The organism is Streptomyces sp. NPDC037410, from assembly GCF_055602235.1.
On record NZ_JBVJWR010000038.1, the window covers coordinates 9,870 to 30,418 of the forward strand.

The window sequence follows — 20,549 nt, forward strand, 5'->3', positions numbered from 1 at the left end:
GGAGGAGCATGGCCGTCGCGGGGGCCCGGCTCGAACCGTCGTGGGTCCCCCTTTAGGAGAAGCGGCCCGCCCAAGGGGGCCGGGGGGGGGGCGGGGCCCCCCCCCCCCCCCCCCCCCCGGTACGGCGGGGTCAGTCGGTCGCCCGGACCAGGGCGAGGACCTCGTCGCGGATCTTGGCCATGGTGGCCTCGTCGCGGGCCTCGACGTTGAGGCGGAGCAGCGGCTCCGTGTTGGAGGCGCGGAGGTTGAACCACCAGTCCGCCGCCGTGGCCGTGAGGCCGTCGAGGGTGTCGAAGGTGACGCCCTCCTGGCCCTCGTACGTCGCACGGACCTTCGCCGTGCTCGCCGCCTGGTCCGCGACCTTCGAGTTGATCTCGCCCGAGGCGGCGTACCGGTCGTAGGCCGAGACCAGGTCCGACAGGGTGCCCTCCTGGCCGCCGAGGGCCGCGAGGACGTGGAGCGCGGCGAGCATGCCCGTGTCCGCGTTCCAGAACTCCTTGAAGTAGTAGTGCGCCGAGTGCTCGCCGCCGAAGATCGCTCCCGTCTTCGCCATCTCCTCCTTGATGAAGGAGTGGCCGACGCGGGTGCGGACCGGCTCGCCGCCCTGCTCGCGGACGACCTCGGGCACCGACCAGGAGGTGATCAGGTTGTGGATGATCGTTCCGCCGGGGTTCTTGGCGAGCTCGCGCGCGGCGACGAGGGCCGTGATCGCGGACGGGGAGACCGGCTCGCCGCGCTCGTCGACGACGAAGCAGCGGTCGGCGTCGCCGTCGAAGGCGAGGCCCAGGTCGGCGCCCTCGGCGAGGACGCGGGCCTGGAGGTCGACGATGTTCTTCGGGTCGAGCGGGTTGGCCTCGTGGTTCGGGAAGGTGCCGTCCAGCTCGAAGTACATGGGGACCACGGACAGGGGCAGGCCCTCGAAGACCGTGGGGACCGTGTGGCCGCCCATGCCGTTGCCCGCGTCCACGACCACCTTCAGGGGGCGGATCGCGGCGAGGTCCACCAGGGACTTGAGGTGTGCCGCGTAGGCGGCCAGGGTGTCGCGCTCGGTGATCGTGCCCTGCTTCGGCGCCGGCTCCGGGGCGCCCTTCTCCCGCCACTCCTCGGCGAGGGCGCGGATGTCCGCCAGGCCGGTGTCCTGGCCCACGGGGGCGGCGCCGGCGCGGCACAGCTTGATGCCGTTGTACTGGGCCGGGTTGTGCGAGGCCGTGAACATGGCGCCGGGCAGGCCGAGGCTGCCGGAGGCGAAGTACAGCTGGTCCGTGGAGCAGAGCCCGATGAGGGTGACGTCGGCGCCGAGGCGGGCCGCGCCGCGCGCGAAGGCGGCCGCGAGGCCGGGCGAGGAGGGACGCATGTCGTGGCCGATGACGATCGCGTCCGCGTCCGCCACCCGTACGAAGGCGGCACCGAAGAGCTCGGCGAGCTTCTCGTCCCACTGGTCGGGTACGACTCCGCGGATGTCGTACGCCTTCACGATCTGCGACAGATCGGCAGTCACGGATCCACCCTCCTGAGTGCTCTGACACGCGTGTGCGGCGCGTGTACGGAACGCCAAAACTACCCGGAGACCGGAGATACGGGGTCGGGGGAACGCGGGCGGTGGCCGGTTGCCGTCAGTTGTCGGGGGAACGGAGCACCCGCAGGTGTCCGCGGCGCCCGACCTCCATGGGGTCGCCGCCACGGCCTCCGCCGCCCTTGCCGCCGCCCTCGGCCGCGCGCTCCTGGGGGCGGGCCGCCTCCCGGACAGCGTTGGCCAGCGCTTCGAGGTCGTCGCCGCTGGGGCGGGCGGGGGCGGATCCGTCGGAGAGCCGCACCACCTCCCAGCCGCGGGGCGCGGTGAGGCGCTCGCTGTGCTGGGCGCACAGGTCGTAGCAGTGGGGCTCGGCGTAGGTGGCGAGCGGGCCGAGGACCGCAGTCGAGTCGGCATAGACGTACGTCAGTGTCGCGACGGCAGGGCGGCCGCACGCGGTGCGCGAACAGCGACGTACAGGGCTCACGACGTTGGACGGTACCGCACTCTTGAGCGGGCCGCGACGACTCTCCCTCAGGTCACTCCACCGTGTCGCGGTGTGACGTCCGCCACCCCCGTTCGAGTGGTGGCCGCTCTGACCTGCGAGGGAGGGGGCGTACGGGGGTGGGGGTGGGGAGCTATCCGGACACCTTGGGATACAAATCCGGTCAACCGGGGCCAGATGGCCGATCGCTACGGGCTGTCGAATCGGGCGTCGCTCCTGTCGGAATGTTCAGATTTCGACAGTGGTGTGGAGCGGGGGTGCGGTGGGAGCTTGCGCGAGCGGGGCCGAGCGGGGCGGGAGCCTGGGCCACGCCGGGAAAGTCGGCGTGGATACGCCACGGCCCCGTGGGACGGATGGGGTTACGCTGCGTCAGTGATGGACAGTCCTGTGCCGCCGAGCCCCTCGCACCGTCCCGCGGAGCCCCCGGCCGAGCCCCGGGTCCGCCGCCGCGACCGGCACGGCCGCGGGATGCGCGGACCGGTCGCGCCGCCGCAGGTGCCGCTCTCCGCGAGCCGGGCCGACACCTTCCGCGATCTCGTCCTCGACTCGGTGGAGCGCCTCGAACGGCGCTGGCCGCAGCTGGCGGACGTCGACTTCATGGTGCTCGAGGTGCCGCCGCCGGTGCAGGGCGAGACGGTGCCGCTGGGGGGCGCGCTGCCGGCCGGGAAGGGTGAGCCTGCTCGGGTGGTCGTCTATCGGCGGCCGGTCGAGATTCGCTCGAAGAATCGGGATGAGCGGGCGCTGCTGGTCCACGAGGTCGTGGTGGAGCAGGTCGCGGAGCTTCTCGGGCTCTCGCCGGAGTCCGTCGATCCTCGGTACGGGCAGGACTGAGCCGCCGCCGGGGCCGTGACGGCGCCTCGGGTGCGGGCCCACTCGGGGGTGGGCACCGCCCCGGCTGACTGGTCAGTCCAGTACGTCCAAGTCCTGGTGGGCCGTCGGGACCTCCACCGTGCCCCGGTCGTCCACGAAGGTCTGGATCGTGAACATCGGGGTGCCGTCCTCCGGGAGGGCCAGCGTGCGGGCCGCGTAGACCTTGCCGCCGGAGAGCGGTTCGACGGTCAGTGCGTAGGAGCCCTTGAGGCCGCCGGGGACGAGGTCGGTCAGGACGGTCGTCGTGCCCGCCTTGACGGTGACGGTCTTCGACACCGGCGTACCCCCCTCGGAACCGGCCGAGGCCGTGACCTTGACCTGGGCGTCGGCGCCGGGGGCGGTCAGGGCGAGCGTCGTGCCCTTGGCACGGTTGTCGGCGACCGTCGCGCGGGCGGAGACGGCCGCGACCGCCGGGATGAACGCGATCTCGGTGTTCTCGCCCTTGCCGCGCACGACTTCGAGCGCCGCCACGACCGGGGTCGGCTTCTTCGGGTCGCTCGGGGTGAGCAGCAGGGAGCCCACCGCGCCCCGGGTGAGGTCCGGCAGGTCGGCGGCGGCCGTCATCCCTGACTTCACGTGGAGCGAGCCGCCGCCCGCCGGGACGATCGTGCCGCTCGCGGTGACCAGCTGGACCTTGAGGTCGGCGTCGTCCTCACCGGGGGCGAGGGCGACGAGCCGCACGGCGGTGGCGTCGGCCGGGATGCCGGGGAGCACGGCGGTGCCCGCCGGGTCGGCGGCCGGGGAGATCCAGTCGCTGCCGAGCTTGTCGTCGGCCGCGGCGAGGGCGGCGCCCACGCGTCCGCTGCGGGTCGTGACGTGGACGGTGACGTCCCGCTGCGCGGGCTGGCTCGTGAGGGTCGACAGGAGCACCGGGACGGTGGAGTGGGCGGGGACCGGGATGCCCTCGGTGAACTGGGACTTGAGGACGCCCTCGGGGCCGTACAGCTCGATGTCGGCGACGGCGGCCGTGTCGTCCGGGTTGGTGAGGTGGACGTAGTCCTGGCGGTCCTTGCCGGTGGAGGCGGCCGGGAACCAGAAGTCGGTGTCGGGGGCGCCGCAGGAGAGGCCGAGGAGGCCGCGCGCGCCGCCCGCCGGGACGACGGTGGTCTGCTGGACGGTCCAGCCGGGGGCGAGGGTGCCGGTCGCGGCGCCGGTCAGGGCGGGCACGGAGCCGCCGTCCGCCTCGGCGGTGACGGGCTTGCCGGAGGCGGTGACGGTGGCCGGCGCCTTGGCGGCCTTGGGCTTCTTGGCGGTGCCGTCCGAGGGCGCCGCGTTCGCGGCGGTCCGCAGCACGGCCGTGGGCTGCTCGGTCTTGCCGGCGGCGGCCTTGCCCGCAGCCGTGCCCGTGCCCGTCGGGGTGTACGAGGTGTACTGCGTCTCGGCCACCTCCGAGGTGCTGGGGGCCGGGCAGACCAGGCCGGCGCGCTCCACCGGCAGCCGGGTGGTGGCCTTCGCCTCGGGGGCGGCGGCGCCGTCCGGGGCGGTCAGGGCCGCGAAGCCGGTGACGGCGGCGAGGGCCGTGGCGCCCGCGATCAGGGAGAGGGTCGTGCGCTTCACTGGTTGCTGCTCCCGTCGGGACGCTGCTCGGTCTCGTGGCCCTGGGGGTATCCGTAGCCGTAGCCGTACGGGTCGTACTGCTGCTGGTCGTACTGCTGGGGCTGGTCGTAGCCCTGTTGCTCGTAACCCTGCTGCTCGTAACCCTGCTGCTCGTACCCCTGCTGCTGGTCGTAGCCCTGCTGGGGGTACGCGTACGGCTGCTGCTGGTACGGGTCGGCCGCGTAGTCCTGGTAGTAGCCCTGGTCGGCGTACTGCTGGGTCTGCGGCTGCTCCTGCGGCGCGGGGGCCTGGGCGTAGGCCGGGTCGTAGCCGCCGTCCCAGTCCTGTTCCTGGTCGCGGGGCTCGTAGGACTGCTGCTCCGGGATCGGGGCGGGTTCGTTCCCCGGGAATTCGGAGGTCTCGAAGGTCTCCGTCGTCTCCGTCGCCTCGGCGGCCTCCGCCGCGGCGCGCAGGCGGCGGGCGCGGCGGCCGTCGCCCTCGGTCGCCTGGGCGGGGATCGCGAGCTCCTCCTCGGGGAGGTCGTCGTCGATCTCGCGGCGCCGCCCGGGCAGGGCGAGGACGAGCAGGACGAGGGCCAGGCCGGCCTGGGCCCAGATCCAGGCGGTGTGCCCGATCGGCTCGTCGTACGTGAGGTCGAGGCGGCCGCCCCCGGTGGGGAGTTCGAAGCCCTGGGCCCAGTCGTCGACGGTGGTCCGGGTCAGTTCCCGGCCGTCGAGGGTGGCGGTCCAGCCCTCGTCGGCGCGGTCGGCGAGGCGCAGGACGCGGCCCGCGGGTCCGGCCGGGATCCGGGTGTGCGCCTCGACGGGCCCGGCGGCGACGGCGACCGGCTTGGCCGCCTCCGCCGCGGTCGCGTTCTTCGCCGCGTCCTTGGGCGCGGGCGGGACGATCATGACGCGGGCGATCTCGCGGTCGACGCGCCAGAGCGCGCTGCCGTCGAGCTGGCTGAGGCGGCTGAGGCCGGGCGTGGAGTCGAGGACGCGGCTCATCTGGCGCGGTGCTCCGTCCCGTACGAGGACGTAACGGATGGCGTAGCCGCTGAGCTCCTGGGTCTGGTCGGCGCCGGAGCCGGCGACGAGGTGGGCGACGACCGCGTCGAGACGGACGTCGTCCGCGGCGGCCTTGGTGAGTTCGGCGTCGCCGAGGCGGGCGCCGGAGCCGCGGACCAGGGTGTAGTCGACCTCGCCGGGCGTACTGCCGCCGAGGACGAGGGTGCGGGGCTGGTCGCGGGTGCCGCTCTCCTCGGCGACGAAGGCGGGGACCTGGACCGGGTCGCGGCGGGTCAGCGGGCCGTCGGCGCCGCCGATCATCCAGCCCGCGGCGGCGACGGCGGGGCCGACGGCGCAGGCGAGGGCGATGAGGGCGGCGACGGGCTGGCGCCAGCCGAAGCCGTGGGCGGCGACGCGGCTGCGGCCGCCCTCGGCGCCGATCGTGCCGGCGGCGATGAGGGCGGCGCCGTACACGAGGGTGGCGGGTCCGGCCCAGCCGGTGCCGCCCGCGCCGTTGGAGAGGACCGCGAAGAGGAGTCCGGCGAGGGCGGCGGCCCAGGCGGCGCGGACGGCGAGCTGCCGCTCCTCGCGGAGGAGGCCCGCGAGTCCGGCGAGGACGAGGCCGAGCAGGAGCAGGCCGCCGGTGGTGCCGGGGCCGCCGGGGCTGGTGCCGAGCAGGTCGAGTGCGGTGGCCGTGCCCGTACGGACGTCGACGCCGGCCTCGCGCAGGAAGGCGCCGGGGTCGGTGAGGAGGCTGAGCGACCAGGGCGCGAGGACGAGCAGCGGGGTGCCGACGGCGGCCAGGAAGCGCAGTCCGTACGCGGTGAGGTCGGAGCGGTTCGCGGCGAGCGCGCCGAGGCCGAGGAGGACGGCGAGCGGCCAGACGACCGGGGTGAACGCCATCGCGAAGGTGAGCAGGAAGGCGTACGCCCAGGTGGCGCGCCAGCTGCCCCGGTCGGGCCGGTTGAAGCCGTGGGCGGCGACGGCGGCGCGGGCGATCAGCGGGAGCAGGATCGCGAGGACGGCGGTGCCGAGCCGGCCGGCGGCGAGGGCCCCGGTGGCGGCGGGCAGGAAGGCGTACGCGATGGCGCCCCAGGCGCGCAGGAGCCGGGACTCGACGATGCCGCGGGCGGCGAAGTACGCGGTGAAGCCGGCGAGCGGGACCGAGCAGACGAGCAGCAGGGTCAGCGCGGTGGAGGTGGAGCCGAGGAACAGCGCGGAGAGCGCGGCCAGGACGGCGAGGTAGGGCGGGGCGGTCTGGGTGCCGCCGGTGCCGAGGGCGTGCCAGGAGTCGGCGTACCGCGACCAGAGGTCCGAGACGGTTTCGGGGGCGGGCAGCAGGGCGCCGCCGGCCAGGGAGCCGCCGGCGAGGAGGTTGCGGCAGGCGACCAGGGAGACGAGGAGGAGCAGGGCGAAGAGGACGGGACCGGGTTTGCGGGCGATCTTCTTGAGCCGGGCGAACTGCTCGATCTCCAGGTAGTCGGCGTCGTCGCCGCCGGGTCCGGACTCGACGACGCCGTGGCGGGAGCCGCCGGTGTCGGCCTCGTTGCCGCCGAAGTGGGAGGCGATCTGCTCGACGGTGGCGCGGAGGGTGGCGCCGGGCGCCGGGAAGAGGGACCGGAACTCGCTGTTGGGGACGGTCCTGTTCCTGCGGCGCTTGCGGGCGGCGAGGATCTTCTCGGGGCGCAGCAGGGCCGCGAGGAGGCCCATGACCTCGTCGACGGCCTGGACCGGGGCCTTGCCGACGAGGTAGGCGAGGGTGCGGACCAGGGTGCTGAGGACGAGCCGTACGAGGATGTACGGCAGGGCGCGGCCCCGGGTGTTGGCGAGGAGGGTGTGGACGGCGCCGGCCTTGTCGACGCGGTGCGGGTTGGCGGCGGTGCGTCCGGCGCAGTCGACGGTGCGGCGCTCGCGGGCGGAGGCCTCGGCGTGCCGCAGGACGGCCTCGGGGGCGATGAGGACGTGGTGGCCGGCGGAGTGGGCGCGCCAGCACAGGTCGACGTCGTCGCGCATGAGGGGCAGGCGCCGGTCGAAGCCGCCGAGCCCCTCGAAGACGTCGCGGCGGATGAGCATGCCGGCGGTGGAGACGGAGAGGACGGAGCGGACCTGGTCGTGCTGGCCCTGGTCCTGCTCGCGGCGGTCGAGTCCGGTCCAGCGGCGGCCGCTGCGGGCGATGCTGACGCCGGCTTCGAGGAGCTGCTTCCTGTCGTACCAGCCGCGCAGCTTGGGGCCGATGACGGCGGCGTACGCGTCGGCCTCGGCGACGCGCAGGAGTTCGGCGAGGGCGCCGGGCGCGGGGGCGCAGTCGTCGTGGAGGAGCCAGAGCCACTGCACGGGTTCGCCGTGCGGGAGTTCGGGCAGGTCGTACGCGTCGTCGTTCCAGGTCCGGCTGACGGGGTCCCAGCCGCTGGGGCGCTTCAGGTAGGGCAGTTCCTCGGGTCCGAGCAGCGGCGCGGTGCGGGCGGCCTCCTCGACGGCGGCGCCGAAGCCGGTGCGGCGCGCGAGGTGCAGGACGCGGTCGTCGCCGATGGCGTCGGCGACGAGCTGCGCCGAGTCGTCGGCGCTGCCGGTGTCGGCCGCCACCACGTTCTGCACGGGGCGCTCCTGGGCGAGCAGCCCGGCGAGCGCGTCGGGCAGCCAGCGGGCGCCGTCGTGGGTGACGAGCACGGCGGTGACGACGTGTCGCGGAAACTCAGGAGTTGAGGACATCGAGCTACGGGCCCTCCGGCCGGGGTCGCCCGCGGGGGGCGTGGGGAGCGTCTCGGACGGAGGCCCACACTAACGGCTGCACGCGGGGCGGTCCGCCGCCCTGTGGACAGACCGTACGGAAGCGTGCACCTGCCTGTGGACGGTCGGGGCGGGAGGGTTCCGGGCCGGAGACGCAAGAACGGTCCGCCGCCTGTGGCTGGTGCACAGGGGGCGGACCGTTCGGGGTGGTCGCGGGCCCGGACGCGGTCCGGAGCCGGGTGCCGCTCAGACGGCGGCCTTCTTCAGACGGCGTCGCTCTCGCTCGGAGAGGCCGCCCCAGATGCCGAACCGTTCGTCGTTCTGCAGGGCGTATTCGAGGCACTCGGAGCGGACCTCGCACGCGAGGCAGACCTTCTTGGCCTCGCGGGTCGAGCCGCCCTTCTCGGGGAAGAAGGACTCGGGATCGGTCTGGGCGCACAGTGCGCGCTCCTGCCAGCCGAGTTCCTCGTCCGCGTCCTCGACCAGCAGTTCCTGGAACAACTCGGTCATGTGCGCCCCTCGTCTGTTCTGTGCGTCCCCGTGATGTTGCCGGGGCGAAACCCGGCCGAACGACACGAGTGAAATTACAAGTTCGTGCTCTGTGCGAGTCAAGCCGAGATCTGCTATTGGGCCCCGTATTCACTCTGCGGAACCAAGCCTATGCGGAAAGTGTTCAAATCACCAAAAAACGTGACACATGCCGTCGGCTCGACCGCGTCGAGCCGCCCCCACGGAGGAGGACGTCCAGGGCTTGGATCTTGTTGCGGTCCGGCCACGGAAGCGATCTGGATCACAGTCCGATCACGCCCCGGGATGTTTCGGGAGGTTTAGAGGCGCGATCGAAGCGCCATCTCTCCTGGTCCGCGCCTGAACAAACCTTTCTCCGGGCACAGTAACCGGATGAGGTGAAACATTACCCCCAAATCGGGCATTGAGTTGACAGTCGGGTGCCCCTCCGGCCACCGTGGACGGCATGCCAGCGACCACAGCGCCCTCCGCGACCCACAGCCGTGGGTTCCGCCGCGCTGTCCAGGCGCGCTGTTGCTGTTGCTGTCCCAGCTGTTGATGCCGTAGCGCTCCAGCCGCCGAAGCCGTAGAGCTTCCGCCGCCGGCGCCGCAGGGCTCCGGCTTCTCCCCCAGCGTCACCCCGCGTCACCCGTGTCACCCCTCCCCCGTGACCCCCCACCGCTTCTGTTTCTGCTGAGGAACCTCCCCACCCCATGAACATGGACAGCGACCTTCAGATCGCCGGCGACATCCTCGAGGTCCCGCACCTCCTCCAGCCCGAGCGCGCCCACCCCGTCACCGTGGCCGAGTTCGCCGGCCTCGCGCGCTCCATCGCCGACGACCGCTCCCAGTGGGCCCCGTACGTCGAGTACGACGCCACCACCCGCTGGTACCACCGCCTGCGCACGGGCCCCGGTTACGAGGTCTGGCTGCTCTCCTGGGTGCCCGGACAGGGCAGCGGGCTCCACGACCACGGCCTCTCCTCCGGCGTCCTGACCGTCCTGCAGGGCGAGCTCACGGAGCGCACGGAGCGGGGTGCGCGGACGCTCGACGGCGGCGCGCAGCGGGTGTTCGCGCCCGGGTACGTCCACGAGGTCGTCAACGACTCCCTCGAACCGGCCGTCAGCCTGCACGTCTACTTCCCCGGCCTGACCGAGATGCCGATGCACGAGTCCCTCCAGGGCCAGTGCGCCCCGGCCGCCCCGGAGTTCCTCCACGCCTGACAAACTGCTGTGCATGCGCATTGTGGTTCTGGCCGGCGGCATCGGTGGTGCCCGTTTCCTTCGCGGCCTCAAGCAGGCCGCGCCGGACGCGGAGATCACGGTCATCGGCAACACCGGTGACGACATCCATCTCTTCGGGCTGAAGGTCTGCCCCGACCTGGACACGGTGATGTACACCCTCGGCGGTGGCATCAACGAGGAGCAGGGCTGGGGACGTACGGACGAGTCCTTCACCGTCAAGGAGGAGCTCGCGGCGTACGGGGTCGGGCCCGAGTGGTTCGGCCTCGGCGACCGCGACTTCGCCACCCACATCGTCCGTACGCAGATGCTCGGCGCGGGCTACCCGCTGAGCGCCGTCACCGAGGCGCTGTGCGCCCGCTGGCAGCCCGGCGTCCGGCTCCTCCCCATGACCGACGACCGCGTCGAGACGCACGTGGCGATCGAGGCGGACGGCGAGCAGCGCGCGGTGCACTTCCAGGAGTACTGGGTGAAGCTGCGCGCCTCCGTCGACGCGAAGGCCGTCGTGCCGGTCGGCGCGGAGGCCGCGAAGCCCGCGCCGGGCGTCCTGGAGGCGATCGCCGAGGCGGACGTCATCCTCTTCCCGCCGTCCAACCCGGTGGTGAGCGTCGGGACGATCCTGGCGGTGCCGGGGATCCGTGAGGCGGTCGTCGCGGCCGCGGCCCCGGTCGTGGGCCTCTCCCCCATCGTCGGCGACGCGCCCGTGCGCGGCATGGCCGACAAGGTGCTCGCGGCCGTGGGCGTGGAGTCCACGGCGGCGGCGGTCGCCCTGCACTACGGCGCCGAGCTCGTCGGCGGCTGGCTCGTGGACACCGTGGACGCGGGCGCGGTCGCGGAGGTCGAGGCGGCGGGCATCGCGTGCCGCGCGGTGCCGCTGATGATGACGGACGTGGACGCGACCGCGGCGATGGCCCGCGAGGCGCTGGCGCTCGCGGAGGTGGTGCGCGGGTGAGCGGCGCGGGAGACGCGGAGGCGGGCGGCGCGGGCGGTGCGGGCGGTGCCGGGGGGACCAGGGCCGGCGGGACCAGGGCCGGCGGGAACGGGGCGGACGGGGCCGGGGCGAACGGTGCCGGGGTGACCGGGGCCGGCGGTGCCGGAATCGTCCCTTCGTACCGGGTGTGGGCGCTCGACGGGTTGCCCGAGGTGGGTGCCGGGGACGATCTCGCCAAGCTGATCGCCTCCGTGTCGCCGGAACTCGCCGACGGGGACGTCCTGATCGTCACCTCCAAGATCGTCAGCAAGGCCGAGGGCCGGGTCGTCGCCGCCGACGACCGCGAGGAGGCCATCGACGCCGAGACGGTACGGGTGGTGGCGCGGCGCGGCACCCTCCGTATCGTCGAGAACCGGCAGGGGCTCGTCATGGCCGCCGCCGGGGTCGACGCCTCCAACACCCCTTCCGGGACCGTGCTCTTGCTGCCCGAGGACCCCGACGCCTCGGCGCGGCGGATCCGTTCGGGGCTGCGCGAGGCGCTCGGCGTCGACGTCGGCGTCGTCGTCACGGACACCTTCGGGCGGCCCTGGCGCTCCGGTCTCACCGACGTCGCGATCGGCGCGGCCGGCGTGCGGGTCCTCGACGACCTGCGCGGCGGGACCGACGCGTACGGCAATCCGCTGAGCGCGACCGTGGTCGCCACCGCCGACGAACTCGCCGCCGCCGGCGACCTGGTGAAGGGCAAGGCGGCCGGGCTCCCGGTCGCCGTCGTCCGGGGCCTGCCCCATGTGGTGGGCGGCGACGGCGAGGAGGGCGCGCGGGCGCTCGTACGCTCCGCCGCCGACGACATGTTCCGGCTGGGGACCTCGGAGGCCGTACGGGAGGCGGTGACGCTGCGGCGGACCGTACGGGAGTTCACCGAGGAGCCCGTCGACCCGGGCGCGGTCCGGCGCGCGGTCGCCGCCGCCGTGACGGCCCCGGCGCCGCACCACACCACGCCGTGGCGTTTCGTGCTCCTGGAGTCCGCCGGGGCGCGGACGCGGCTGCTCGACGCGATGCGGGACGCGTGGATCGCGGACCTGCGGCGGGACGGCAGGTCCGAGGAGTCCATCGCCCGGCGGGTCCGGCGCGGGGACGTCCTGCGCAACGCGCCCTACCTGGCCGTGCCGTGCCTCGTCACGGACGGCTCCCACCACTACGGCGACCCCCGCCGGGACGCCGCCGAACGCGAGATGTTCGTGGTGGCGGCCGGCGCAGGCGTGCAGAACTTCCTGGTCGCGCTCGCCGGTGAGCGGCTCGGCTCGGCCTGGGTGTCCTCGACGATGTTCTGCCGGGACGTCGTACGGGAGGTCCTCGGGCTGCCGGAGGGCTGGGACCCGATGGGCGCGGTCGCGATCGGGCACGCGGCGACTCCGCCGAGGGAGCGTCCGGCGCGGCCGGCGGCGGAGTTCGTCCGGGTGCTCTAGGGCCAGTCCGGCGGATCAGGGTCGGATAGGCCCTAGAGGGCGGTGATGTTTCCCGGCGTCATGCGGGGGGCCCGGCGCGGGGGTACGCGGCCGCTGAGGAGGATCAGGCGGGCCGCCCGGTGGCGCTGGCCCGCGTACGGCGCCAGGAGCTCCAGCATCGCCTCGTCGTCGGCCGTACGGTCGCCCGCGAGCGCCCAGCCGACGATGCCCGGCAGGTGCAGGTCGCCGGTCGTGACCTCGTCCGGGGCGCCGTTGCTGCGCTGGATCGTCTCGGCGCTCGTCCACGGGCCGATGCCCGGGATCAGCTCCAGGCGCTGCCGGGCCGCCGGCGGGTCCATGAGCACGGCCTCCTCCAGGCGGGCCGCGACCCGCGCCGCGCGGACGATCGTGGCCGAGCGCTTGCCGTCGACGTTCGCGCGGTGCCATTCCCAGGAGGGGATCTGCGTCCACGCGCGCGCGTCCGGCATCACGTACAGGCCGTCCGGTGCCGGGCCCGGGGCCGGCTCGCCGAACTTCCGTACGAGCGTCCGCCACGAGCCGTAGGCCTCGTTCGTCGTGACCTTCTGCTCCAGGACGGACGGGATCAGCGACTCCAGGACCAGGCCGGTACGGGTGAGGCGCAGGCCCGGGCGGCGGCGGTGCGTCGCCAGGAGCAGCTTGTGGCGGGGGACGAAGGCGGTCGGGTCGTCCTCGGCGCCCAGGAGGGCGGGGAGGGTCTCCAGGAGCCACTCCCGGCCCGGGCCCCAGGCCTCGGCTCCGTCGGCCCGGATCCGGATCGTGCCGGGGCCGTCCGGCGTACGGCTGGCCCGCCACACCGAGCCGTCCGGGGTCGCCCGGAAGGTCGGATCGGCGGGGCCGCGGCGGAGGGGGCCGAGGGTGAGGCCGAGGTCGAGCGTGCCGGTGGTGGGGGGCAGGGGGATGTGGCCGCCGCGGACTGTGGTGCGGGTGGATCTGGGTGCGAAGCGGCCGGCCATGGGTACGAGCGTAGCCGCGGCCGGCGCGGACCCGCGCCGTCTTGGGGCGGCGCCCCCGTGCGGGCCCGCGGCTGCGTGGGCGGTGCCCCTGCCCCCGCCGTGTGGGCGATCGTCCCGCTGGGCGGGACGGGTGGGCACACGGGACGGCGCCCTTAGCGGCGCCTCCGCGTTCCGGGCCTGGACCCGCACCACGAGTGGCGGCGCACATGGGGTGCGGGTCAGGGCGCGGAGCCTCTGGCGCCGGCAAGGCGCGGGTCCGTTGTGCCCACCCTCCCCCAAGCTCTCGGCTTCGCTCGAGCAGGGGGGGACCCCCATCGCCCCAGCGGAACGATTGCCCACAACGGCGGGCTACTGGTCTGAGGAGAAGCGGACCGCGCCTGCGGGGAGGGTCGTGTTGCACCAGACGCGGACGCCCTCGCGGAGTTCGTTGTCCGGGCCCACCTGCGCCCCGTCCCCGATGACCGCCCCGCTCACCACCGTACGGGCGCCGATGCGCGCCCCCGCGCCGATCAGGGAGTCCGTGATCACCGCTCCCGGTTCGACGATCGCGCCCGCGAGGAGCGTCGAACCCGTGACGCGGGCGCCCTCGCCCACCACCGCGTCCGCGCCCACCACCGTGCCGCCGGTCAGCTTCGCGTCCGCGGCGACGCGGGCCGACGGCAGGATCAGGCGGTCGCCGCAGCGGCCCGGGACGGCCGGGGAGGGGGCGCGGCCCAGGACCAGGTCGGCGGAGCCGCGGACGAAGGCCTGCGGGGTACCGAGGTCCAGCCAGTACGTGGAGTCGACCATGCCCTGGAGGTGCGCCCCGGCGGACAGCAGCTCCGGGAACGTCTCGCGTTCGACCGAGACCGGGCGGCCCGTCGGGATCGTGTCGATGATCGAGCGCTTGAAGACGTACGCGCCCGCGTTGATCTGGTCGGTGACGATCTCCTCCGGCGTCTGCGGCTTCTCCAGGAAGGCCGTGACGCGGCCGGTGGCGTCCGTGGGGACCAGGCCGAAGGCGCGCGGGTCCTCGACCCGGGTGAGGTGGAGCGAGACGTCCGCGCCGGAGGAGGAGTGGGTCGCGACGAGGGCCTGGATGTCCAGGCCCGTGAGGATGTCCCCGTTGAAGATGAGGACGGGCTCGTCGGGGCCCGAGTGCAGCCGGGAGGCGACGTTCCGGATCGCGCCGCCGGTGCCGAGGGGCTCCTCCTCGGTGACGTACTCCAGGCTGAGTCCGAGGGCGGAGCCGTCACCGAAGTGCGGCTCGAAGACCTCGGCCAGGTAGGAGGTGGCGAGCACGATGTGCTCGACGCCGGCGGCGCGGGCCCGGGCCAGCTGATGGGTCAGGAAGGGGACGCCCGCCGCCGGGACCATGGGTTTGGGCGTGTTGACCGTGAGGGGTCGCAGCCGTGTGCCCTTGCCACCGACCAGGAGGATCGCTTCTGTCACCTTGTCGTCTCTGCTTCCTGTTTCGGGGCCGGTCGTCTCGCCCGTCTCGGTCGTCCGTGCGATATGACCGGTCAGTTTATGCAGATGGTTGCCTCCCTGACCCCATCCACGACCTCGTCCGCGCCGTCCGCGCCGCCATCACGGCCTTCCCTGGAACTTGGCGGAGCTCGTGCGGGCCGTGCCGAGCTTGTTGTAGAGGCGTCCGCCGGGGCATTCCGTCGCGAAGCCGTCGCGGTGGCCGGCGATGGCGTTGAAACGTACCGTCGTGCCCTTCTTGAACAGGTTTCCGCCGCCTGAGACGAGGTACGACGCTCCCTTCGGGTTCACCCCGTGCAGCCCCAGCTTCCAGGCCGTCAGACGCGCCACGGCGGTCACGACGGCGGCCGGCGGGGTGCTCTTGGTGAAGGTGCCGAGGACGGCGATGCCCATGCTGTTGGTGTTGAAGCCGAGGGTGTGGGCGCCCATGACCGGCTTGGCGACGCCGCCGGCCCGGCCTTCGTAGATGTTTCCGCACTTGTCGACGGCGAAGTTGTAGCCGAAGTCCCGCCAGCCGCTGCTCTTCACGTGGTAGCGGTAGATGCTGCGGAGCACGGAGGGGGCCTGCTTGCAGGTGTAGTTGTTGCCGGTGGCGCTGTGGTGGATGAAGGCGGCCTTGATGGTCTTCGTGTAGACGAAGCCCTTCTCCCGGATGCTCTCGTCCGCGCCCCACCCCTTCCGGGTGATGATCTTGGGCTGGGGGCCGATGTACGGCTTGGCCGCGGCGGCCGCCGGGGCGGCGAGGACCGCTTGCGCCTGCGGCATGTTCCGGGCCTGGCGTTCGGTCTCCTCTTTGGAGAGCGCCGGGATCCATGTCGCTCCGTACGGGGCGAGCTCGGCGTTCACCGCGCTCGCGGCCACCTCCGCCGCGCTCATGCCGGCCGGGGCGGCGGGGGCAGCCGGGGCAGCCGGGGCAGCCGGGGCCATCGCATTTCGGGCCCATAGAGCCGTCTCTTCCGGCGCGGTCCGCTCCGGGGCGGTCCCTTCCGGCGCGGTCTCCTCCGGCGCCGCCGCCCGGGCCTCGCCCGGGTCGACCAGTTCGAGCCGGAGGCCCGCCGGGAGCCGTTCCTCCCCCCGTACGCGGATCTCGACGCCGTCCGAGTCGCCCACCCACAGCGGGGCGGTGGAGCCGCGGAGCGCCCGGGCGGAGCCCTCGGCGGTGCCCGGGTCGGCACCGTGCTCCTCGTTGTGGGTCTCCACGTCCTGCCACTCCGACCAGGCGCCGCCGCCGGCGGCCCGGGTGCGGACCTGCACGGTGCCGTGCAGCGGGGCCTTCGGGTCGTTCCAGACGACGCCGACGAGCGAGAAGGGTCTGACGTCCCGTCGGGCGAGCCCCTGCTCGCCGGAACCGGCCGCGCCGCCGAGGGCACGGTTGGCGGCGCCGAGCGGTTCGAGCGGGAGCGACTGGGTGGAGCCCGGGAGTTCGGGCGCGGGTGGCTGGGCGAGGGCGGCCGCGGGTGGCGCCGAGGCCGCCGCCGGCGCGGTGAGGGAGACCGGCAGGGCGAGTACCGCCGCGCAGGTGACGGCGATCGAGGAGGCGAGTGAGGCACGCATGGGCCGATCGTGCGTACCGCCGGGGCGTTCCGCGCGCCGGGAACCGGCCGGGAAACTGACGGGCCGTCGGTCCGACCGGAGGACGGCGTCACCGGTACGGCGGACCCCGGCGTACGCGCGCGCGTACGCTGTCGGGCGTGAACGCCAGCGACCGCACCCCTGCCGACCTGCTGCGATCCGCGCTCGCCGCGGACCCCGCCCGCCCCTTGGTCACCTTCTACGACGACGCCACCGGTGAGCGCGTGGAATTGTCCGTCGCCACCTTCGCCAATTGGGTGGCCAAGACGGCGAACCTGCTCCAGGGCGAGCTGTCCGCCGGTCCCGGCGACCGGCTCGCGCTGCTGCTGCCCGCGCACTGGCAGAGCGCCGTCTGGCTGCTGGCCTGCTCGTCCGTCGGGGTGACCGCGGAGATCGGCGGGGACCCGGCGGACGCGGACGTCGTGGTGGCGGGTCCTGACACCCTGGAGGCGGGGCTGGCCTGCTCCGGGGAGCGGATCGCGCTCTCCCTGGCCCCGCTGGGCCGCCGCTTCCCGGCCGCGCCCGCCGGATACGCGGACTACGCGGTCGAGGTGCCGAGCCAGGGCGACCGGTTCGCCCCGTTCGTACCGGTCGATCCGGAGGCTCCCGCGCTCGTCGTCGACGGTACGGAACGCAGCGGGGCCCAGCTCGTCGGACAGGCCCGCACGGACGCGGCGGCCCTCGGCCTCACTCCCGGCTCCCGCCTGCTCTCCGGCCTCGGCTACGCGGACTGGCACGGCCTCTCGTTCGGCCTGTACGCCCCGCTCGCGGCGGGCGGCTCCGTGGTCCTCTGCCGGAACCTGGCCGAGCTCGCCCCGGAGGGGCTGGAGAAGCGCGTGGAGAGCGAGCGGGTCACACACACGGCCCTCTGAGCCGCCGCAGCCGACCCGGGACGGCATTTCGGGCAGCCGTGGGTCCACCGTTCGGCCCAGCACCGCGCCGAGTCCCCGGGTCCAGGCGGCGAGTCCGGTACATGATCGGCCAGGGGGAGTCGTCTCCCTCCGCACAACCATGCGTCGGGTTCGGCCGTCTCCTTCTGTGACCGGTGGACGCCCGGCGCGCCGCCGACGCCCGAAGGACGGACCACGACGTGACGGACCGTGCAGGCACGCCCGCCGACCCGGACCCCCCGGCCGCGGGGGACGAGAAGCCGCGAAAGCGCCACTGGCTGCGCTGGACGGCCCTCGGTGTCGCGGTCGTCGTGCTGGCCGCCGCCGGGGTCGGCTGGTGGTTCTACCGGAAGCTCGACGACAACATCACCACCGACACCACGGCCGCCGCCGAGCTGCAGAGGTACGAGAAGGAGCGCCCGCCCGCGGGCACCACCTCCGCGCGGAACATCCTGCTCATCGGCTCGGACACCCGGGCCGGCGAGGGCAACCGCAAGTACGGCAAGGACCAGGGCACCCAGCGCTCCGACACGACGATCCTGCTGCACCTGGCGGCGGGGAAGGCGAGCGCGACGGCCGTCTCCCTGCCGCGCGACCTGATGGTGACGATCCCGAGCTGCCGCAAGGCGGACGGGACCCGCACCCGGGAGCAGTTCGCGCAGTTCAACTGGGCGTTCGAGTTCGGCGGTACGGCGTGCACGATCCGTACGGTCGAGAAGCTGACCGCGATCCGGATCGACCACCACATGGTGATCGACTTCCGGGGCTTCAAGAAGATGGTGGACGCCGTCGACGGGGTGGAGGTCTGCCTCAAGGAGCCCGTGGACGACCGGGACGCGAAGCTGAAGCTGCCCGCGGGCCGCCAGACGCTCCACGGGGAGCAGGCCCTCGGTTTCGTACGGGCCCGGAAGTCGATCGGGAACGGCAGCGACACGGAACGCATGGACCGCCAGCAGCAGTTCCTCGGCGCCCTCGTCAACAAGGTGCAGAGCGACGGGGTGCTGCTCAACCCGACGAAGCTCTATCCGGTCCTGGACGCGGCCACGAAGGCGATCACCACGGACCCGGGTCTCGACTCGCTGCGGGACCTGTACGACCTGGCGCGGTCCATGCGGGCCATCCCGACGGACAAGGTGCAGTTCCTCACCGTCCCGCGCCGGTCCTACCGGTACGACGCGAACCGGGACGAACTGGTGCAACCCGCCGCGAGCGACCTCTTCCGGCAACTGCGCGAGGACAAGCCCGTCCTGGTGACGCCCGAGAGCGAGAAGAAGGCCGGCGACGGGAAGCCCGACGACACGGAGACGACGGGACCCTCCGCGACGCCGACCTTCACGGGACGGAACGCGGCGGAAGGGGTGTGTGAGTAAAGCGCGGGCCAAGGGGAGAGCGGACAGCGATGAGGTTTGGGCAAATTGCCCGGTTGTAAGGGGCGTGGAATTTGTCACGGACGTCGCCCCACGCTGAACTGGGCGGATAGTGTGACGCGATCCGGTGCACCCCGACCGCGTGGTCGCACTCATAAAGGATCGAAGACCGAGAGAGCGGCGCCCTGTGGGGGAGGCGCCTCGCGTGGCACCGACGGAGGACTCGAGTAACCGTGGACGCGCACAGCCGTGGACGGGCGGACGAGATCGACCCCGCCGACCAGTGGGTCCTCAACCCGCGGACCGGCAACTACGAACTGCGACTGGACCGCTCCGCTGGGCAGTCGCGGCCGCAGGCTCCGGCCGCCCGACCCCGTAGATCCCCCGCACCCGCGCCGGCCGACAGCCCCGTCGACCCGCCCGTCCCCGGACAGCGCCGCCGCCGCGCCCCCGAGCCGGCCGACGCCGGCCAGGTGCCGCCGCAGAGCCGCCGCAAGCGCAAGCAGGGCAGGCAGGGCGCGAGCCGCAAGAAGAAGGTCCTGCTGTGGACCGGCGGCACGATGGCCTTCGTCCTCGTGGGCGGCGCGGCCGGTGCGTACGCGATCTACAACAAGCTGAACAACAACCTCGACGTCGTCGACGTCGTCGGCAAGAACACCGACGCCGGGTTCGCCAAGGGCAAGGCCTTCAACATCCTGGTCATCGGCACCGACAAGCGGACCGGCGCGGGCAACGCGGGCTACGGCGACAAGAGCAGCCCCGGCCACGCCGACACCACCATCCTCTTCCACGTCTCCAAGGACCGGACGAACGCCACGGCGCTCTCCATCCCGCGCGACATGAAGACGGACATCCCCGAGTGCCAGTCGCGCCAGCCCGACGGGACCATCAAGACGATCCCGGCCGAGGCGGACGTCCGCTTCAACGTGAGCCTCGGACAGGAGGGCCGCGACCCCGGCTGCGTCATGCGCACGGTCGAGGAGCTGGCCGGCGTCCAGGTCGACCACTTCATGATGGCGGACTTCAACGCCGTCAAGGAGATGACGACGGCGGTCGGCGGCGTGAAGGTCTGCGTCGCGAAGGCCGTGAACGACCCGAAGTCGCATCTGAAACTGCCGGCCGGCGAGTCGGTCGTGCAGGGCGAGCAGGCCCTCGCCTTCGTCCGCACCCGGCACAGCTTCGGCAACGAGAGCGACCTCGACCGCATCAAGGTCCAGCAGCAGTTCCTGAGTTCGATGATCCGGCAGATGAAGTCGAACGACACGCTGACGGACCCGGGGAAGCTGTACGACCTCGCCAACGCGGCGACGAGCGCCCTCACCGTCGACTCGGGCATAGGCTCGCTCACCAAGCTGGAGGACCTCGCCCGCGAGCTGTCCTCGATCGACACCAAGAACATCGCGTTCACGACGCTGCCGGTCATCGACAACCCCGCCGAGAAGATCAGGGCGACGGTCGTCCCCGACCCGGTGAAGGCGCCTCAGCTGTTCGCGATGCTCCAGTCCGACACCTCGCTCACCGAGGTGAAGAAGAAGCAGCAGGACGCCAAGAACGCGCAGGCCGCGCTCCTCAAGGGCACGCGGTCCACCGCCGCCGAGGTGCGCGTCGACGTCTACAACGGCAGCGGCATCACCGGCGCGGCCCAGTCGACGATCAACTGGCTGCAGAACGAAGAGGGCGTGACCCGCTCCAGCAACAGGAGCAACGCCCCCGAGAAGGCGGCGAAGACCACGCTCACGTACGCACCGAACCAGGCCGATCAGGCCCGCAAGCTCGCGGACATGATGGGGCTGCCGGCCACGGCTCTCAAGCCGGGCACACAGGACGCCGGGGAGCGCGAGCCCATGACGCTCGTCCTCGGTGCCGACTTCAAGGGCGCGGGGGTGCCCATCGCCGGACCGGCAAAGGCGCCGAAGGATCTGGTGAAGGTGGAAGCTGACAAGCAGATTTGCGCCAAGTGACCCGGAAACACCGGGACT

At 73.3% G+C, this 20,549-nt stretch carries 15 protein-coding genes; 7 read left to right on the top strand and 8 right to left on the bottom strand.

What is annotated here, in order from left to right; translation table 11 throughout:
- Positions 1-130: 130 nt before the first annotated feature.
- Complete coding sequence (locus tag ACZ7HT_RS36200; RefSeq protein ID WP_471173891.1) at positions 131-1,498, bottom strand: phosphomannomutase/phosphoglucomutase; 1,368 nt, start codon at positions 1,496-1,498, stop codon at positions 131-133.
- Positions 1,499-1,613: 115 nt separating this feature from the next.
- Positions 1,614-2,048, bottom strand: a complete 435-nt coding sequence (locus tag ACZ7HT_RS36205) for a DUF3499 domain-containing protein (protein ID WP_471173927.1) — start codon at positions 2,046-2,048, stop codon at positions 1,614-1,616.
- Positions 2,049-2,390: 342 nt separating this feature from the next.
- On the opposite strand from ACZ7HT_RS36205, the gene ACZ7HT_RS36210 reads away from it, so the two are divergent.
- Positions 2,391-2,846: a metallopeptidase family protein gene (locus ACZ7HT_RS36210; RefSeq protein ID WP_471173893.1), complete on the top strand. Its 456-nt coding sequence runs from the start codon at positions 2,391-2,393 to the stop codon at positions 2,844-2,846.
- 72 nt (positions 2,847-2,918) lie between these two features.
- On the opposite strand, the gene ACZ7HT_RS36215 is transcribed toward ACZ7HT_RS36210, so the two are convergent.
- The 3 genes from ACZ7HT_RS36215 to ACZ7HT_RS36225 all read right to left on the bottom strand — a co-directional run bounded on the left by ACZ7HT_RS36215 (position 2,919) and on the right by ACZ7HT_RS36225 (position 8,665).
- A complete protein-coding gene (locus ACZ7HT_RS36215; RefSeq protein ID WP_471173895.1) occupies positions 2,919-4,442 on the bottom strand; it encodes a DUF5719 family protein in 1,524 nt (507 codons plus the stop codon).
- Complete coding sequence (locus ACZ7HT_RS36220; protein ID WP_471173898.1) at positions 4,439-8,137, bottom strand: glycosyltransferase family 2 protein; 3,699 nt, start codon at positions 8,135-8,137, stop codon at positions 4,439-4,441. The genes ACZ7HT_RS36215 and ACZ7HT_RS36220 overlap by 4 nt, the downstream gene beginning before the upstream one ends.
- A 264-nt stretch (positions 8,138-8,401) precedes the next feature.
- The gene (locus ACZ7HT_RS36225; protein ID WP_015033978.1) at positions 8,402-8,665 is read right to left on the bottom strand and encodes a WhiB family transcriptional regulator; all 264 of its coding nucleotides are present in this window, start codon (positions 8,663-8,665) and stop codon (positions 8,402-8,404) included.
- A gap of 710 nt (positions 8,666-9,375) precedes the next feature.
- On the opposite strand from ACZ7HT_RS36225, the gene ACZ7HT_RS36230 reads away from it, so the two are divergent.
- The 3 genes from ACZ7HT_RS36230 (at position 9,376) to ACZ7HT_RS36240 (ending at position 12,300) form a co-directional block, all read left to right on the top strand.
- Complete coding sequence (locus ACZ7HT_RS36230) at positions 9,376-9,885, top strand: cysteine dioxygenase (protein ID WP_471173901.1); 510 nt, start codon at positions 9,376-9,378, stop codon at positions 9,883-9,885.
- Between the two features lie 13 nt (positions 9,886-9,898).
- Positions 9,899-10,855 (top strand): 2-phospho-L-lactate transferase, encoded by a 957-nt coding sequence (gene cofD, locus ACZ7HT_RS36235; RefSeq protein ID WP_471173903.1) that lies wholly within the window; start codon positions 9,899-9,901, stop codon positions 10,853-10,855.
- 122 nt (positions 10,856-10,977) lie between these two features.
- Positions 10,978-12,300, top strand: a complete 1,323-nt coding sequence (locus ACZ7HT_RS36240; RefSeq protein WP_471173929.1) for a coenzyme F420-0:L-glutamate ligase — start codon at positions 10,978-10,980, stop codon at positions 12,298-12,300.
- Positions 12,301-12,332: 32 nt separating this feature from the next.
- Here ACZ7HT_RS36240 and ACZ7HT_RS36245 read toward each other — a convergent pair whose 3' ends face one another.
- The 3 genes from ACZ7HT_RS36245 to ACZ7HT_RS36255 form a co-directional block, all read right to left on the bottom strand.
- Entirely contained in the window at positions 12,333-13,274 is a 942-nt protein-coding gene (locus ACZ7HT_RS36245; RefSeq protein ID WP_471173904.1) for a DNA-3-methyladenine glycosylase family protein, read from the bottom strand.
- A 348-nt stretch (positions 13,275-13,622) separates the two neighbouring features.
- A complete protein-coding gene (manB, locus tag ACZ7HT_RS36250; protein WP_471173907.1) occupies positions 13,623-14,705 on the bottom strand; it encodes a mannose-1-phosphate guanylyltransferase in 1,083 nt (360 codons plus the stop codon).
- A 138-nt stretch (positions 14,706-14,843) separates the two neighbouring features.
- Positions 14,844-16,295 (bottom strand): peptidoglycan recognition protein family protein, encoded by a 1,452-nt coding sequence (locus ACZ7HT_RS36255; protein ID WP_471173909.1) that lies wholly within the window; start codon positions 16,293-16,295, stop codon positions 14,844-14,846.
- Between the two features lie 137 nt (positions 16,296-16,432).
- Here ACZ7HT_RS36255 and ACZ7HT_RS36260 point away from each other — a divergent pair, with 137 nt between their 5' ends.
- From ACZ7HT_RS36260 to ACZ7HT_RS36270, 3 genes are all read left to right on the top strand, one after another.
- Complete coding sequence (locus ACZ7HT_RS36260) at positions 16,433-17,185, top strand: TIGR03089 family protein (protein ID WP_471173911.1); 753 nt, start codon at positions 16,433-16,435, stop codon at positions 17,183-17,185.
- 218 nt (positions 17,186-17,403) lie between these two features.
- Positions 17,404-18,573, top strand: a complete 1,170-nt coding sequence (locus ACZ7HT_RS36265; protein ID WP_471173913.1) for an LCP family protein — start codon at positions 17,404-17,406, stop codon at positions 18,571-18,573.
- Between the two features lie 230 nt (positions 18,574-18,803).
- Positions 18,804-20,531, top strand: a complete 1,728-nt coding sequence (locus ACZ7HT_RS36270) for an LCP family protein (protein ID WP_471173915.1) — start codon at positions 18,804-18,806, stop codon at positions 20,529-20,531.
- Positions 20,532-20,549: the final 18 nt, after the last annotated feature.

Bases quoted from the DNA above. Each gene is read 5' to 3' on its own strand.
- ACZ7HT_RS36210 (WP_471173893.1), top strand. From the start codon at position 2,391: ATGGACAGTCCTGTGCCGCCGAGCCCCTCGCACCGTCCCGCGGAGCCC.
- ACZ7HT_RS36220 (WP_471173898.1), bottom strand. From the start codon at position 8,137: ATGTCCTCAACTCCTGAGTTTCCGCGACACGTCGTCACCGCCGTGCTC.
- ACZ7HT_RS36225 (WP_015033978.1), bottom strand. From the start codon at position 8,665: ATGACCGAGTTGTTCCAGGAACTGCTGGTCGAGGACGCGGACGAGGAA.
- ACZ7HT_RS36230 (WP_471173901.1), top strand. From the start codon at position 9,376: ATGAACATGGACAGCGACCTTCAGATCGCCGGCGACATCCTCGAGGTC.
- cofD (WP_471173903.1), top strand. From the start codon at position 9,899: ATGCGCATTGTGGTTCTGGCCGGCGGCATCGGTGGTGCCCGTTTCCTT.
- ACZ7HT_RS36245 (WP_471173904.1), bottom strand. From the start codon at position 13,274: ATGGCCGGCCGCTTCGCACCCAGATCCACCCGCACCACAGTCCGCGGC.
- ACZ7HT_RS36255 (WP_471173909.1), bottom strand. From the start codon at position 16,295: ATGCGTGCCTCACTCGCCTCCTCGATCGCCGTCACCTGCGCGGCGGTA.